The organism is Burkholderia sp. Ac-20384 (assembly GCF_017104605.1).
GTDB lineage: Bacteria > Pseudomonadota > Gammaproteobacteria > Burkholderiales > Burkholderiaceae > Burkholderia > Burkholderia lata.
This window is the reverse complement of the sequence record NZ_JAAGPE010000051.1, coordinates 31654-46486: the sequence shown is the minus strand read 5'-3', so window position 1 is coordinate 46486 and position 14833 is coordinate 31654. Positions and strand designations below refer to the sequence as shown.

Genomic DNA, 14833 nt, shown 5'->3' with positions numbered 1-14833 from the left:
TCGGCAAGGTGTTCGCGACGCCGCGCGGCCAGGCCGCCGCGCTGCGCGACGTGACGCTCGACGTGCGGCGCGGCGAGGTCTTCGGGATCATCGGCCGCAGCGGCGCCGGGAAGTCGACGTTGCTGCGGCTCGTGAACGGCCTCGAACGGCCGAGCTCGGGCCGCGTGTGCGTGCAGGGCGTCGACGTCGGCGCGCTCGACGAGGACGGGCTCGTCGCGCTGCGGCGTCGCACCGGCATGGTGTTCCAGCATTTCAACCTGCTGTCCGCGAAGACGGTGTTCGAGAACGTCGCGCTGCCGCTGAAAATCGCCGGCGTGCCGAAGGCCGAGCGCGTGCGCAAGGTCGAGGCGCTGCTCGAGCTCGTCGGGCTCGCCGCGAAGCGCGACGCGTATCCGGCGAGTCTGTCGGGCGGACAGAAGCAGCGCGTCGGCATTGCCCGCGCGCTCGTGCACGATCCGGAGGTGCTGCTGTGCGACGAGGCGACGTCGGCGCTCGATCCCGAGACGACGCAGTCGATCCTCGCGCTGCTCGCCGACATCAACCGCCGCCTCGGGCTGACGATCGTGCTGATCACACACGAGATGGAAGTGATCCGCGCGGTGTGCGACACGGTCGCGGTGATCGAACAGGGCGAAGTCGTCGAAACGGGCCCCGTGTGGCGCGTGTTCGGCGATCCGCGCCACGGCGCGACGCGCGCGCTGCTCAGCACGCTCGTGCACGACCTGCCGGCCGAACTGGCCGCGCGCGTGCAGCCGCTGCCCGAGCAGGCCGCGTTGCCTGAAGGCGCACAGGTCGTGCTCGACGTCCGTTATACGGGCGAGAGCGGCGGCGAGCCGGATGTCGGCGCGCTCGCGGCGGCGCTGGGCGGCTCGGTGCGCTTCCTGCACGGCGGGATCGAGCGCATCCAGGGGCATGCACAGGGGCGGCTCGTGATCGCGGCAGCACCGCGCGCGGAAGATGCTGGCCAATCGACGGCCCGCGGTGGTGCGGTGGCGGCGCTGCTCGAACGTGCGCGCCGCCACGCGAATCACGCGGAGGTGCTCGGCTATGTTTGACCTCTGGTGGCCCGAACTGCTCGATGCGATCCGCGACACGCTGTCGATGGTCGCCGCGTCGGCCGCGATCGCCGCGCTGATCGGCATCCCGCTCGCGGTGATCCTCGTGACGACCGCGCCCGGTGGCATCTACGAGCGGCGCGGCGTGAACGCGGTGCTCGGTGCGCTCGTCAACGTGTTCCGCTCGACGCCGTTCATCATCCTGCTCGTCGCGCTGCTGCCGTTCACGCGCGTGCTGATCGGCACGACGATCGGCGTCTGGGCGGCCGTGGTACCGCTGTCGATCGCTGCGATCCCGTTCTTCGCGCGGATCGCCGAGGTGAGCCTGCGCGAGGTCGATCGCGGGCTGATCGAGGCCGCGCTCGCGATGGGCGCGAAGCGCCGCCACATCGTCTGGCACGTGCTGCTGCCCGAAGCGCTGCCGGGCATGCTCGGCGGCTTCACCATTACCGTCGTCGCGCTGATCGGCTCGACCGCGATGGCGGGCGCCGTCGGCGCGGGCGGGCTCGGCGATCTCGCGATCCGCTACGGCTACCAGCGTTTCGACACCACCGTCATGGCGACCGTGATCGTGATCCTGATCGTGCTCGTCTCGGCCGTGCAAATCACGGGCGACCGCCTGGTCCGACGCGTGACCCGGCGTACCTGAGCGACGCCACGAGCGTCCGCTCGCTTCATTCATGATCCTGAGAGAAAGAACCCTATGACCTTGCCCATCGGCGCACCGCGCGAATGGAACGGACAATTCGAGGAAGCGCTGTTTCTCGACGTGGCGCGACGCCATCGTCCTGACTTCCCGGCGAAGCTCGCCACGCCGCCGCGCGAGCCGCGCAACGACGACGAGCGGGCCGCCGTCGCCGATTACTACACGAAGATGGCATCGCACGACCTGTTCATCGTGCAGGTCGTCGCGAAGGCGATCGACACGTTGTTCTGCGACGATCCGCATTTCCAGCTGATCCTGTCGCGCCAGCTCGGCGACGACGGCGCGCATGCGGTGATCGGCCGCGAACGCGTGACCGAACTGACGGGCCGTGATCCGCTGCCGGAAGTCGACCGGCTCGTCGCCGCGCACTGGGCGCGCATCGGCGACATCGCGGTGCGCGACGTCGCGGGCTTCCTCGCGTTCGAATGGCATTACGAGCTGCACATCCTCGCGAAGCTGTGGATCCAGCGCAAGACCGGCCGCATTGGCGATGCCGCGATGCGCGAGCACGGCGAGAACCGGATCCGGCCGGACGAGGAGTGGCATCGCGTGCAGATCGTCCAGTGGTGGTTCGACACGTTGAAGGCGCTGCCGGCAGCCGAGCGTGACGCGCTGATCGATCGCGTGATCGCGGCCGACGAGGAAACGCAGGCGCGGCTCGACGACTATCTGCACGACGAGTACGCGCACACCGCGCACGTGTTCGGTGCGGATGTCGCCGAATACCGCGCGATCTACGACGACTGGCGGCGCGAGATCCTGTCGCGGCTGACCGGCCGCACGCTCGACGCGCTCGTGCCGATATCGGGTGAAGCGGTTGCGCAGGACGCCGTCGCATGAACGATCCACGTGGCCCGGCGACCTTCGCGCCGGATACCGATGCACCCGCCTTCGACCGCGCCGCGCTGGCCCGGACGATCGACGCGTTGCGCGCCACTGCCGCCGCGCGCGACCGCGCGGGCGGTCATGCGGCGCAGGAGAAGCAGTGGCTCGCCGATGCGGGGCTGCTGACGCTCGCGGTGCCGCGTGCGTTCGGCGGGCAGGCAGCCGCGTGGCCGGAGATCTACGACGCGATCCGGCAGGTCGCGCGCGTCGACAGCGCGCTTGCGCATCTCGTCGGGTTCCAGTGCCTGCAGGTGGTGAGCGTCGACGTGTGGGGCAACGCCGCGCAGCGCGAACGCTATCTGCGCGGTACGGTCGAGCAGCACTGGTGGTGGGGCAATGCGGTCAATCCGCTGGACACGCGGCTCGTGGCCACGGCGACGCCTGACGGCGGCTACCGGCTCGATGGCGTGAAGGGCTTCTGTTCCGGTACGCGCGGCTCGCAGCGCATGACGGTGTCCGCGCACGATCCGGACACCGGCCGCACGGTGTTCGGCGTGGTGCCGACCGATCGCGCGGGGATCACGGTCAACGAAGACTGGGATCCGATCGGCCAGCGCCAGACCGACAGCGGCAGCGTGCGCTTCGACGGCGTGGCGCTCGCGGCGGACGAGGTGCTGCATCGTTCCGAGGCACCGCCGACCCCGCGCGCGACGCTGCGCACGCTCGTGTCGCAGCTCGTGCTGACCAACCTGTTCGTCGGGCTCGCGGAAGGCGCGCTGGTGGAAGCGCGCGACTACGTGCTGAAGCATGGCCGCCCGTGGATTCAGTCGGAGGTCGCGCAGGCGAGCGACGATCCGTACACGCTGCAGCGCTTCGGCGACATGCGCGTGCGGGCGATCGCCGCGGCGGCGCTGGCCGATCGTGCGGCTGCCGCGTTGCAGCGTGCGTGGGCGCGGCAGGATGCGCTGACGGCGGACGAGCGCGCCGAGGTGGCGCTCGCGGTATCCGAGGCGAAGATCGTCGCGCAGCGCGCGGCGCTCGAGAATGGCGAGGCGCTGTTCGACGCCTGCGGCGCACGCGCGACGGCCGCGTCGCTCGGCCTTGACCGTTTCTGGCGGAATGCGCGCACGCATACGCTGCATGATCCGCTCGACTACCGGCTGCGTGACGTGGGCCGGTTTGCACTGGCGGGGGAATTGCCGCCGGCGTCGCTCTATACCTGACGGATCGACACCGGAGCGGGCGCGGCCTGCTCCGGGCAAAACCCGACCGGCCTGCTGGACGTCCGAAATGATATGTTATATCGTTGCGATACAATATATCATCCTCTCCTCAACGTCCTCGACCGGAATCGCCCGATGAGCACCGCAACCCACCCGTCCACGCGGCTTCCCGTGACCGTCCTGTCCGGCTTCCTCGGCGCCGGCAAGACGACCCTGCTCAACCACATCCTGAACAATCGCGAAGGCCGGCGCGTCGCGGTCATCGTCAACGACATGTCCGAAGTCAACATCGACGCCGCGCTCGTGCGCGACGGCGGCGCGGGGCTGTCGCGCACCGACGAGAAGCTGGTCGAGATGAGCAACGGCTGCATCTGCTGCACGCTGCGCGAGGATCTGCTGATCGAGGTCGACCGGCTGGCGCGCGAAGGGCGCTTCGACCAGCTCGTGATCGAATCGACCGGCATCTCGGAGCCGCTGCCGGTGGCCGAGACGTTCACGTTCGAAGGCGAGGACGGCCGCAGCCTCGGCGAAGTCGCGCGGCTCGACACGATGGTGACGGTGGTCGATGCATTCAATTTCCTGCGCGACTACGCGTCGCGCGACAGCCTGCAGTCGCGCGGCGAATCGATGGGCGAGGAAGATGCGCGCACGGTCGTCGATCTGCTGATCGACCAGATCGAGTTCTGCGACGTGATCGTGATCAACAAGATCGACCTGATCGACGCAAGCGCGCGCGAGCGGCTCGTCGCGCTGCTGCGCGGCTTGAACCCGCGCGCACGGATCGAGATCGCCGAATTCGGCAAGGTGCCGCTCGAGCGTGTGCTCGACACGGGCCTGTTCGATTTCGACGCGGCGTCGCGCGCGCCGGGCTGGCTGCAGGAGATGCGCGGCACGCACACGCCGGAGACCGACGAGTACGGCATCCGCAGCTTCGTCTATCGCGCGCGTCGGCCGTTCCATCCGCAGCGCTTCTTCGATCTCGTCGAAAGCGAATGGCCGGGCGTCGTCCGCTCGAAGGGGTTCTTCTGGCTTGCCACCCACCCGACCGTCGCCGGTTCGTGGTCGCAGGCCGGCGCGGTCGCACGGCACGGTCCGGCCGGCCATTGGTGGGCGGCCGTGCCGCCCGAGCGCTGGCCGCAGGACGCGGAAGCCGTCGCGCAGATCCGCGCGCGCTGGGACGAACACGTCGGCGATGCGCGGCAGGAGCTCGTGCTGATCGGCATGGACATGGACGAGCCCGCGCTGCGCGCGCGCTTCGACGCGTGTCTGCTGACCGACGCCGAGATGGCCACCGGCCCCGAACACTGGACCACGTGGGACAACCCGTTTCGCGACTGGCCCTGACCTGAACGCGCTTCCTGCATCGATCCGGATGGAGAAGGCGCTCCACCGGATTTCGAGCATGAACGCACCCCTTCCCGATATTTCCCTGACCGATGCCGCGCCGGGCGGCCACCCGCTCGAATGGGTCGGCATGCAGGGCATCGACCTGCCCGTCGCGGTAGTCGAGCCCGGCTGCCGGCGTGACGTGCATGCGCGCGCCGACGTGCAGGTCGATCTGCCTGCGCCGCACGTGAAGGGCATCCACATGTCGCGGCTGTACCGGCTGCTCGACGGGCTCGGCGACGGCGCGGCGCTGTCGCCGGCCGGCCTGCAGCGTGTGCTGCACGCGATGGTCGACAGCCATCGCGACTGCGATACGCGCAGTGCGCGGCTGCGGCTGCGCTTCGACCTGCTGGCGCGTCGCGCCGCGCTGGTGACCGACGGGCTGGCCGGGTGGAAGGCCTATCCGGTCCGGATCGACGCGACGCTGGGCGGCGCCGGGTTCGAACTGCGCGCGCAGGTGACGGTCGTTTATTCGTCGACGTGCCCGTGCTCGGCCGCGCTGTCGCGGCACTGGGTCTAGCAGGCCTTCCTGGCGGCGTTCGGCCGCGACGAGCGCGTGGAACCGGCGGCAGTCGCCGCGTGGCTGAGACGGCACGCGACGGCGGCCACGCCGCATAGCCAGCGCAGCGAAGCCGTCGTCAGCGTGGCGTTGCCCGTCGATGGCGCGACGCTGGGGCTGATCGACCTGATCGATCGCATCGAGCACGCACTCGGCACGCCGGTGCAGACGGCCGTCAAGCGCGCTGACGAGCAGGCATTCGCGGTGCTGAACGGCGGAAACCTGATGTTCGTCGAGGATGCCGCGCGCCGGGTCCAGGCTGCGCTGGACGGCCACCATGCGAACCCGAGCGTGCACGTCCGCCATCTGGAAAGCCTGCATCCGCACGATGCGGTGGCCTGGGCCGCGCCGGTTCGCGAAGGCGCCGACGCATGCTGATCCGCAAGCTGTTCCGGTTCGAGAACGCGCACATCGTGCGCGGCTGCAGCACGCGGCGCTGCTCGCATTCGATCCACGGCCATTCGTACCGCGTCGAACTGCTGCTCGAAGCGCATGCGCTGGATCACGGGCAGATGATCTACGACTTCGGGCTGCTCAAGGGCGACGTGCGCGACCTGATCGATGCGTTCGACCACGCAGTGACGCTGTGGTCGGATGACGACCCGTGCTATGTCGAGAGCATGCGCCGGCATTCCGAGCGCTGGGTGCTGCTGCCCGTGTCGCCGAGCGCCGAGCAGTTCTCGCGCGTGTTCTTCCGACTCGTCGATGCGGCGCTCTCCTGCACGCGCATGGCGAACGGCGAAGCCGACGTGCGACTGCATTCGATCATCGTTCACGAGACCGAGACCGGTTACGCGCAGTGTTTTCGCGACGATGCGTTCAACCCGCGTATGGGCCGCATCGACCTGGACGACATCGTGTTCGCGCCGGCCATCGCCGGACAGTGGCGCGATCCGGGCCTGTTCGAGCGGATCAAGCGCGGCCGTCCCATTTCAAGGCAGGAATCCTGATGATCAGAAAGAACCCGCGCGGCGACCTGCCGCAGATTCACCCGAGCGCCTTCGTCGATCCGACCGCCATTCTGTGCGGGCTCGTGATCGTCGAGGAGAATGTGTTCATCGGTCCGTACGCAGTGATCCGCGCCGACGAAACGGATGCCGGCGGCCGGATCGCGCCGATCGTGATCGGTGCGCATTCGAATATCCAGGACGGCGTGGTGATCCATTCGAAGTCGGGCGCGAGCGTCACCATCGGCCAGCACACGTCGATCGCGCATCGCGCGATCGTCCACGGGCCGTGCAAGGTCGGCAACGGCGTGTTCGTCGGCTTCAACAGCGTGCTGTTCAACTGCACCATCGACGACGGCTGCGTGGTGCGCTACAACGCGGTCGTCGACGGCTGCCACCTGCCACCGGGTTTCTACGTGCGCTCGACCGAGCGCATCGGGCCGGAAACCGATCTCGCCGCATTGCCGCAGGTGACGGCCGACGCGAGCGATTTCTCCGAGGACGTCGCACGCACGAACAATGCGCTGGTGCTGGGCTACAAGCACATCCAGAACGAGTTCTGAGTCATGGACGAGCCCATCCGAAGCGAAGGGGGCGCGAGCGACGCGCTGAAGCGACGTCACGCCGACCTGCTCGTGCACGGCGGCATGGCGATGACGCCCAACGGTGCCGAGCGGATCGACGTTGCGTGCGTGAACGGCCGCGTCGTCGCGCTCGGCGCGTTGCACGGCAACTGGAGCGCCGACGTCGTGCTCGATGCGGGCGGGCTGCACGTGCTGCCGGGCGTCGTCGACAGCCAGGTGCATTTCCGCGAACCGGGCCTCACGCACAAGGAGACCCTCGAGGCCGGCACGCGCGGCGCGGTGCTCGGCGGCGTCACGACGATCTTCGAGATGCCCAACACGCATCCGCTGACGCTGACCGCGCAGGATCTGCAGGCCAAGCTGGATCTCGCGCACGGCCGTGCGTGGTGCGACTACGCGTTCTACATCGGCGGCTCGGCCGCGAACGCGGAACGGCTGCCGGCGCTCGAAAACCTGCCGGGCTGCGCGGGCGTGAAGGTCTTCATGGGCAGTTCGTTCGGCGATCTGCTGGCGGACGACGAAGCGGTGCTGCGCAGGATCGTGCGCAACGGGCGGCGGCGCATGGCCGTCCACGCGGAGGACGAGGCGCGGCTGCGCGAACGCCGGGCGCTCGTCGAAGCGAGCGGCGACGTGCGTGATCACCATCGCTGGCGCGACGAGGAAAGCGCGCTGGCTGCAACGCGGCGCATCGTCGGGCTGGCTGCCGAAGCGGGCCGCCGGCTGCATGTGCTGCACGTGTCCACCGCCGGGGAAATGGCGTTCCTCGCGCGGCACCGGCAGCGCGTGTCGGTCGAGGTCACGCCGCACCACCTGAGCCTGCACGCGCCCGATTGCTACGAGCGGCTCGGCACGTTCGCGCAGATGAATCCGCCGGTACGTGAACGACATCATCAGGATGCGCTGTGGCAGGCCGTTCGCAATGGCGTGGTCGACGTGATCGGCAGCGATCACGCGCCGCATACGCGCGATGAAAAACGCCGGCCCTATCCGCAATCGCCGAGCGGGATGACCGGCGTGCAGACGCTGCTGCCGCTGATGCTCGATCACGTGCATGCGGGCCGCCTGAGCCTCGCACGGCTGGTCGACCTGACCAGTGCCGGGCCGGCGCGGATCTTCGGTATCGCGGGGAAAGGGCGGATCGCGGCGGGCTACGACGCCGATTTCAGCATCGTCGACTTGCGCGCGCGCCGCGTCATCCGGGATGAGTGGATCGCCAGCGTGAGCGGCTGGACGCCTTATGACGGGTGCGCGGTGACGGGCTGGCCCGTGCACACGGTCGTGCGTGGGCGGGTCGTGGTGCGCGACGGCGCGCTGAACGGGGAGCCTGAAGGGCAGGCCGTGACGTTTCTGGACGCCTAGATCGGCAGGCGAACCGTCTGCTTGATGCGCTTCAGGGGAATTTCGGTTTCGACGTTGCGGACGCCTTCGATCTGCGTGAGCGTCTCCATCTGAAAGCGCTGGTAGTCGTCGAGATCGCGCGCGATCACGCGCAGCAGATAGTCGTAGCTGCCGGCCATCAGATGACATTCGAGCACTTCCGGCGCTTGCTCCATTTCGCGCGCGAAGCGTTCGACGGTTGTCTTGTCCTGGCGTTCCAGTGTGACGCGCACGAACGCGGTGAATCGCAGGTCGACCGCAGCCGGGTTCAATAGCGCGACATAAGCGTCGATCACGCCTTGTTCCTCGAGCAGATGAACGCGGCGCAGGCATGGCGTGGCCGACAGCCCGGCCTGTTGCGCGAGTTCGGCATTCGTCTGGTTCGAATTCCGTTGCAATGCACGCAGAATGCGCCGGTCGATCGCGTCCAGTTTGATTGGCATTTTTGACTACCAAAATCCTGAAAGCTAGAGATTAACTCCAAATCGCCGATTTCACGTAGCCAAATACGCATCCAATCTCCACGGAAGGGCACCGATAATCTGACGACCGGCCGGGTGATTCTCGTCCGCCGGCTATCCCTTCAGGAGCTCTCCCATGTCACATCTATCCTGGCTGCCATTCATCGCAACGTCGCTTCTGATCATCGTCACGCCGGGTCAGGACATGGTGCTCGTGATGTCGCGCACGCTGTCCGGCGGCACGCGCGCGGGCCTCGTCACGGCCGCGGGCGTCAGCGTCGGGCTGCTCGTTCATACGATGCTCGCGACGCTCGGCCTGGGCGCGCTTCTTCAGGCATCCGCATGGCTGTTCACGGCGCTGAAGGTGATCGGCGCGCTGTATCTGCTGTACCTGGGCATCGCGTTGCTGCGGTCGTCGGGCGAACTGACGCTCGCGAGCGGCCGCGACGGTGCGCAGGCATCGCGGCTTCGCACGTTCGCGCAAGGCGCGCTTTCCAACGTGTCGAATCCCAAGGTCGCGCTCTTCTATCTGGCGTTCCTGCCGCAATTCGTGCCGGCGGGCACCGCGCATCCGATGCTGTCGCTGTTCGTGCTGGGCGCGACGTTTGCCGGCCTGACGTTTCTCGTCAAGGGGCCCGTCGCACTGTTCGCCGGTCTGCTGTCGGCGTCGATTCGCCGCAACCCGAGCATCCTGACGCGCATGCATCGCGTCAGCGGCGTGGTCCTGCTGGGGCTGGGCGTGAAGCTGGCGCTCGAGCGTCGCTGATCGCGGTGACCTCGTACGCGTGCCGTCGACGCGATTGCGCCGACGGCACGCTTCCCGGCGTCGGGTAAAGCCGCCCGACGCTTCACGGCCCACGTCGATTACCAGCGATAGCCGACGCCCGCACCCGCGCCGAACGAGCCGTGGCCCGACACGGCCGTCGTCACCGAGCCCTTGACCAGCCATTTCGTCGTCGCGAAGGAAAGGCCGACCGCCATCGCGCTCTGACCGCCGTACGTGCCGCCGCCGAGCGCGACGACCTTCTCGCCGGGCAGCACGGCTTGCGGCATGTTGGCCATTGCGATCGCGCTCGCGGTGCCCGCATCCGCATCCTTGCGGTACTTCGACATTTCGTCGCGGACCGAGTTGATCGCGCCGTTCAACTGGCGCAGGTTCACGCCGTCCGTCGGCGCGGTGCCGTCGGCCACGTTGGTCAGCTGGCGCTCGGCGCCCGGGGCACCGATCGACACCGTGTTGTCGCGCGACGCGACCGAATTCGCACCCAGCGCGACCGCATTATTTGCCGGTGCCTGGCTGTTCGCGCCGATCGCCGTCGAATTGTTGCCGGAGACATTCGAGCCGGACCCGATCGCGGTGCCGTTCGTCCCCGTGACTTTCGAGTTCGTGCCGGTGGCGGTGCCGTTCGCCGCGGCGACGGTCGCGTTCACGCCGATCCCCGTGCCGTTGTCGCCCGACACATTCGCGCCGTTGCCGAGCGCCGTGCCGTTTGTCGCGCTGACTGACGTGTTCTTGCCGATCGCGGTGCTCGTGCTGTCCGTCACCGTGCCGCTCGGGACGCTCGACGAAATCTTGCCGACGGTGTTCGTCAGCGTGGCCAGATTATTCGTCAGCGTGGACACCTGGCTGGCGATCGAGAAGAGCTGCGAGCCGTTGACCGCGTCCGTGCTGGTCGCGCTGATGGCGCCGGCCGCGACGTTGACGATCTGGCGTTCCGCGCCGGTGCTGCCCACGCTGACCACGCCGACCGGCGTACCCGCGAAGCCGCTGTAGCCGACGCCGTTCAGCGTCACGCTGCTGACGGTGGTCGCCGCACGCGTGGCCGAATTCGAGCCGAGTGCCACGGAGTTCGCATTGGACGCGTTGGCACCTTCGCCGATCGCGACCGCATTCACCGCCGATGCCGTCGCACGGGCGATCGCGACGCTGCCGGTCGCGGATGCCGAGCTGTCGACGCCGAGCGCGACCGCATCGGCTGCACCGGCGTTGGCCTGGAAGCCGAGCGCCGTGCCGCCGGCCGCGCTGCTGCCTTTGCCGATCGCGGTCGAAAACGTCGTGGTGGCGCTGGCGCCCTGGCCGACTGCCGTCGACTGGTCCACGGCGAATGCGCCCTGGCCGAATGCCGCAGCCGTGGCGCCGTTCGCGACCGCGCCCTCGCCGACTGCCGTCGCGTTGAGGCCGGTCGCAGTAGCAAACGCGCCAACCGCCGTTGCATGATCGCCGGTCGCGACGGAATTGCCGCCGAGCGTCGTCGCTTGCGTACCGGTTGCGACGGACTGCCGCCCGATCGCGATGGTTTCGCTGTACGCGCCGGTCGACGAACCCGAATCGGCGACGGCCGACGGGCCGATTGCGATGTTGTCACAGCCCCGTGCCGTGGCCTGATACGTGTTGGTGCCCGAAATCGCGATGTTGTCCGAGCAACCTGCCACGGTATCGATCGAATTCCCGTTCTGCACGTAGGAGGCCCGCGCCGGTGCGGAAGCCGTGAAGGCGACGACTGCTGCGCTGACGGCGATGGCCAGCGCCGCTTTCGACTTCGCCGGCACGCGCTGCGCCGGGTTCCCCAACCCTCGATGATTCTTGTTCATGTTGTTCCTAGGCTCGATATGAAATTGTGTTGTGGCTAGCGTGTCCGTCTCACGATTTCCCTATCGCATTGGTTCGAGTACGATCCGATTGAAAAGATGTACTAAACAAATTTGACATTCGGCGGAGTGAATCCGAGGGGGAAACGGCGCAGGTGCGGCTGCGTTGCTTGACGTGACCCGGCACGCTCGCGCGTTCCGGATCGGCAACCTGAGATGCGACGACGCATTCTGATCGGCCGCGCCGGCGCCCAGGTTTGCCGTAGCGGTCGATCTCTATGCTTCAGGGGAAATTGTCTGGAGAAATGCGCCGGCGACCGGCGTGGCCGTAGTCGGCCCGGAAGCCGGCGTTCGCGTGCCGGCTTCCGTCAGGCGGGGTGGCGCACGCGCTACTGCGCCGGCAATGCGTCCGCCAGCGCCCGCATCGCCTCTACCGTCTCCGGGTTGGCCGGAAAGAACGCCTCGATCGCGAGTTCAGACAGCGTCACGTCGACCGGCGTGCCGAACACCGTCGTCGTGCTGAAAAACGTCAGTTCGCCGGCTGCCGTGCGCAGCCGCAGCGGCACGGCGATATCCGCGAAGTCGGTGCGCGCATGCGTGTCGTCGGGCTGGCCAGCCGGCGCCGGATATGCGGCGAGTTCGTCGCGCAGCGTGTGCAGCGTGCGGGCGCCGCTCGCATCGATCTGCCGCTGCAGCCGATGCAGGATATGCGCGCGCCATTCGTGCCAGTTGACGATCTGCGACGCGAGCCCGTCCGGATGCAGGCTCAGCCGCAGCACGTTGACGGGCGGCTGAAGCAGCGCCGGGTCGGCCTGCGCGACCAGCGCGCCGAGCATCCGGTTCGCGGCGAGCAGCGTCCAGTGGCGATCGACGGCGAGCGCCGGATAAGGCTCGTGGCCGCGCAGCACGGCTTCGACCGCATGACGCGCGGCATCGAGCTGCGGATCCGAAAACGGTCGTTCGCGAAACAGCGGCGCAAAGCCGGCCGCGACGAGCAACGCATTGCGTTCGCGCAGCGGCACGTCGAGCCGCTCGGCGAGATGCAGCACCATCTCGCGGCTGGGCTGCGCGCGTCCCGATTCGACGAAGCTCAGGTGGCGCGCGGAGACTTCCGCGTCGAGCGCGAGCGCCATCTGGCTCAGGCGCCGGCGTTGCCGCCACGTGCGCAGCAGCGAGCCGATGCCGGAAGCACGGCCGGCGGACGGGGAGGGCGAATGGAGGGCGGCGGTCGAGTTCATGGTGCTGATGATAGGCAATCCCGTGCCCCTTGGGCATTACCTGCGACGTAAGCATCGCGCGGTTCCCGGGCGTGTCGCCGCGCTGCGTTACCATAGCCCCCGTGCCAACTGAGAGACGACGCCGGACCCGCGATTGAAAACGCATGGGCCGACGCCGTGCATATTTACGACAAGGCATTCCAGGGGAATCCAACAATGAAAAAACTTGCCGTCCGGCTCGCCTGCGTGGCGACGCTTGCATTCGCCGCGACCACCAGCCACGCGCAGACCGAAGCTGCGCAGGTGGAAATGAGGGCCGCCGCCGCGGCCGCCAACGACGCGGTCGTGAAGGGCCCGACCGACATCGACGTGAAACACGAAGCCGTGCTGAAGCTGAAAGCCGGCGAATCGTTCGTGCCGGCCGCCGAAGCCGGCCGCTACCTGCGCTCGATGGGCAACTCGATCGACGAATCCAGGCTGGTCGGCCTCGTGCTGCCCGACGATCCCGATGCCGACTGGATCTCGGTCGTGTCGTTCGAGCCGAGCGGCTATATCCGCGACGACGACGCGAAGGACTGGAAGCCCGACGAGCTGCTGAAGAGCCTGCAGGCCGGCACCGAGGAAGACAACCCCGGGCGCAAGGAACGCGGCCTGCCGGAAACCGAGGTGGTCGGTTGGGCGAAGGCGCCCGCGTACGACGCGGCCTCGCACCGGCTCGTGTGGTCCGCGATCATCCGCGACAAGGGCGCGGCGCCGAACGCCGAGAACGACGGCGTGAACTACCGGACGCTCGTGCTCGGCCGTGACGGCTACCTGTCGCTGACGATGGCGTCGACGCTTGCCGACCTGCCGAAATACAAGGTGTCGGCCGACGAGTTGCTGTCGAACATCAGCTTCAACGACGGCAAGCGCTACGCCGATTTCAACAAGTCGACCGACCACGTCGCCGAGTACGGCCTCGCGGCGCTGATCGTCGGTGTCGGCGCGAAGAAGCTCGGCCTGCTCGCGCTGATCGGCGCGTTCGCGGTGAAGTTCTTCAAGATCGGCGTGGTCGCGCTGCTGGCCGGCGGCGCGGCGGTGAAGCGCTTCTTCGGGCGCAAGCCGAAGGCGGCCGCGGTGCCGGCCGTCGCCGATGCATCCAGCGTATCCGACGTGTCCGGCGCGGAGCGCAAGGAATGACGAAGCTGTTGCTGCTGATCTTCGGCGGCCTCAAGCTCGGCAAGGTGCTCATATCGGCGGGCACCATGCTGGCGTCGATCGCGGTCTGCGCGCTGTTCTACGGCTGGCGGTTCGCGGCCGGTTTCGTGGCATTGCTGCTGGTGCACGAGGCCGGCCATTACATCGCCGCGCAGCGGCGCGGGCTCGACGTCGGGCTGCCGACCTTCATTCCGTTCGTCGGCGCGTGGATTCAGTTGAAGGAGATGCCGCACGACGCGGAAACCGAGGCGTACGTCGGGCTCGCCGGGCCGTTCGTCGGCACGCTCGGTGCGCTGGCCTGCTACGCGGCCGCGCGCCACTACGACAGCAACCTGCTGCTCGCACTGTCGTACACGGGCTTCTTCCTGAACCTGTTCAACATGATTCCGCTGTCGCCGTTCGACGGTGGGCGGATCACCGCGGTGCTGTCGCCGCGCATCTGGTTCGCGGGCGTGCCGGTGCTGATCGCGCTGTTCGTGTATCGTCCGAGCCCGTTGCTGATCGTGATGGCGATCCTCGCGCTGCCGCAGCTGAAGCGCGCGTGGCGCTACGATCCCGATGCGCCGGAGAACCGCGTGTACTACGCGACGTCGATCGAGACGAAGACGACGTACGCGCTCTGCTACGTCGGCCTGCTGGCGTTCCTCGCGCTGATGACGTCCGGCGTGCACGACATGCTGCGTGTCGCGCATTCGTCGATCTGACCG

The 14833-nt window shown here is 68.2% G+C and carries 14 protein-coding genes and 1 pseudogene; 12 read left to right on the top strand and 3 right to left on the bottom strand.

Annotated elements, in window-relative coordinates:
• From G3O00_RS12850 to G3O00_RS12810, 9 genes and pseudogenes are all read left to right on the top strand, one after another.
• The coding region (locus G3O00_RS12850) for an ATP-binding cassette domain-containing protein (protein WP_206143158.1) at positions 1-1055 on the top strand (1055 nt) is incomplete at its 5' end.
• Positions 1048-1704, top strand: coding sequence for a methionine ABC transporter permease (locus G3O00_RS12845; protein WP_206143157.1), 657 nt, complete (start codon positions 1048-1050; stop codon positions 1702-1704). The genes G3O00_RS12850 and G3O00_RS12845, both read left to right, overlap by 8 nt.
• Positions 1705-1758: 54 nt before the next feature.
• The gene (locus G3O00_RS12840) at positions 1759-2601 is read left to right on the top strand and encodes a hypothetical protein (RefSeq protein ID WP_206143156.1); all 843 of its coding nucleotides are present in this window, start codon (positions 1759-1761) and stop codon (positions 2599-2601) included.
• Positions 2598-3809, top strand: coding sequence for an acyl-CoA dehydrogenase family protein (locus G3O00_RS12835; RefSeq protein WP_206143155.1), 1212 nt, complete (start codon positions 2598-2600; stop codon positions 3807-3809). Before G3O00_RS12840 ends, G3O00_RS12835 begins: the two co-directional genes overlap by 4 nt.
• 135 nt (positions 3810-3944) lie before the next feature.
• Positions 3945-5153 carry a zinc metallochaperone GTPase ZigA gene (zigA, locus tag G3O00_RS12830; protein WP_206143154.1) on the top strand — a complete coding sequence of 403 codons (1209 nt, stop codon included), beginning with the start codon at positions 3945-3947 and terminating at the stop codon, positions 5151-5153.
• A 58-nt stretch (positions 5154-5211) separates the two neighbouring features.
• Positions 5212-6132: pseudogene (folE2, locus tag G3O00_RS12825) on the top strand (GTP cyclohydrolase FolE2).
• The gene (locus G3O00_RS12820) at positions 6126-6704 is read left to right on the top strand and encodes a 6-carboxytetrahydropterin synthase (protein ID WP_011353932.1); all 579 of its coding nucleotides are present in this window, start codon (positions 6126-6128) and stop codon (positions 6702-6704) included. Before folE2 ends, G3O00_RS12820 begins: the two are co-directional and overlap by 7 nt.
• Positions 6704-7264: a carbonate dehydratase gene (locus G3O00_RS12815; RefSeq protein WP_089433370.1), complete on the top strand. Its 561-nt coding sequence runs from the start codon at positions 6704-6706 to the stop codon at positions 7262-7264. The genes G3O00_RS12820 and G3O00_RS12815 overlap by 1 nt, the downstream gene beginning before the upstream one ends.
• Positions 7265-7267: 3 nt before the next feature.
• Positions 7268-8644, top strand: coding sequence for a dihydroorotase (locus G3O00_RS12810; protein WP_206143153.1), 1377 nt, complete (start codon positions 7268-7270; stop codon positions 8642-8644).
• Here the strand turns inward: G3O00_RS12810 and G3O00_RS12805 are convergent.
• Positions 8641-9105, bottom strand: a complete 465-nt coding sequence (locus tag G3O00_RS12805) for an Lrp/AsnC family transcriptional regulator (RefSeq protein WP_011353935.1) — start codon at positions 9103-9105, stop codon at positions 8641-8643. The two genes, G3O00_RS12810 and G3O00_RS12805, sit on opposite strands and share 4 nt — an antisense overlap.
• A 154-nt stretch (positions 9106-9259) precedes the next feature.
• Between G3O00_RS12805 and G3O00_RS12800 the strand changes: the two genes are divergently transcribed.
• The gene (locus tag G3O00_RS12800; RefSeq protein WP_206143152.1) at positions 9260-9889 is read left to right on the top strand and encodes a LysE family translocator; all 630 of its coding nucleotides are present in this window, start codon (positions 9260-9262) and stop codon (positions 9887-9889) included.
• A gap of 98 nt (positions 9890-9987) precedes the next feature.
• Here G3O00_RS12800 and G3O00_RS12795 read toward each other — a convergent pair whose 3' ends face one another.
• Complete coding sequence (locus G3O00_RS12795) at positions 9988-11715, bottom strand: YadA family autotransporter adhesin (RefSeq protein ID WP_206143151.1); 1728 nt, start codon at positions 11713-11715, stop codon at positions 9988-9990.
• Positions 11716-12101: 386 nt separating this feature from the next.
• The gene (locus G3O00_RS12790) at positions 12102-12950 is read right to left on the bottom strand and encodes a helix-turn-helix transcriptional regulator (RefSeq protein ID WP_206143150.1); all 849 of its coding nucleotides are present in this window, start codon (positions 12948-12950) and stop codon (positions 12102-12104) included.
• A 195-nt stretch (positions 12951-13145) separates the two neighbouring features.
• On the opposite strand from G3O00_RS12790, the gene G3O00_RS12785 reads away from it, so the two are divergent.
• On the top strand, positions 13146-14108 hold the full coding sequence (locus G3O00_RS12785; RefSeq protein WP_206143149.1) for a DUF2167 domain-containing protein: 963 nt from the start codon (positions 13146-13148) through the stop codon (positions 14106-14108).
• Complete coding sequence (locus tag G3O00_RS12780) at positions 14105-14830, top strand: site-2 protease family protein (RefSeq protein WP_206143148.1); 726 nt, start codon at positions 14105-14107, stop codon at positions 14828-14830. Before G3O00_RS12785 ends, G3O00_RS12780 begins: the two co-directional genes overlap by 4 nt.
• Positions 14831-14833: the final 3 nt, after the last annotated feature.

Bases quoted from the DNA above. Each gene is read 5' to 3' on its own strand.
- G3O00_RS12845 (WP_206143157.1), top strand. From the start codon at position 1,048: ATGTTTGACCTCTGGTGGCCCGAACTGCTCGATGCGATCCGCGACACG.
- G3O00_RS12840 (WP_206143156.1), top strand. From the start codon at position 1,759: ATGACCTTGCCCATCGGCGCACCGCGCGAATGGAACGGACAATTCGAG.
- G3O00_RS12835 (WP_206143155.1), top strand. From the start codon at position 2,598: ATGAACGATCCACGTGGCCCGGCGACCTTCGCGCCGGATACCGATGCA.
- zigA (WP_206143154.1), top strand. From the start codon at position 3,945: ATGAGCACCGCAACCCACCCGTCCACGCGGCTTCCCGTGACCGTCCTG.
- G3O00_RS12820 (WP_011353932.1), top strand. From the start codon at position 6,126: ATGCTGATCCGCAAGCTGTTCCGGTTCGAGAACGCGCACATCGTGCGC.
- G3O00_RS12815 (WP_089433370.1), top strand. From the start codon at position 6,704: ATGATCAGAAAGAACCCGCGCGGCGACCTGCCGCAGATTCACCCGAGC.
- G3O00_RS12810 (WP_206143153.1), top strand. From the start codon at position 7,268: ATGGACGAGCCCATCCGAAGCGAAGGGGGCGCGAGCGACGCGCTGAAG.
- G3O00_RS12805 (WP_011353935.1), bottom strand. From the start codon at position 9,105: ATGCCAATCAAACTGGACGCGATCGACCGGCGCATTCTGCGTGCATTG.
- G3O00_RS12800 (WP_206143152.1), top strand. From the start codon at position 9,260: ATGTCACATCTATCCTGGCTGCCATTCATCGCAACGTCGCTTCTGATC.
- G3O00_RS12795 (WP_206143151.1), bottom strand. From the start codon at position 11,715: ATGAACAAGAATCATCGAGGGTTGGGGAACCCGGCGCAGCGCGTGCCG.
- G3O00_RS12790 (WP_206143150.1), bottom strand. From the start codon at position 12,950: ATGAACTCGACCGCCGCCCTCCATTCGCCCTCCCCGTCCGCCGGCCGT.
- G3O00_RS12785 (WP_206143149.1), top strand. From the start codon at position 13,146: ATGAAAAAACTTGCCGTCCGGCTCGCCTGCGTGGCGACGCTTGCATTC.
- G3O00_RS12780 (WP_206143148.1), top strand. From the start codon at position 14,105: ATGACGAAGCTGTTGCTGCTGATCTTCGGCGGCCTCAAGCTCGGCAAG.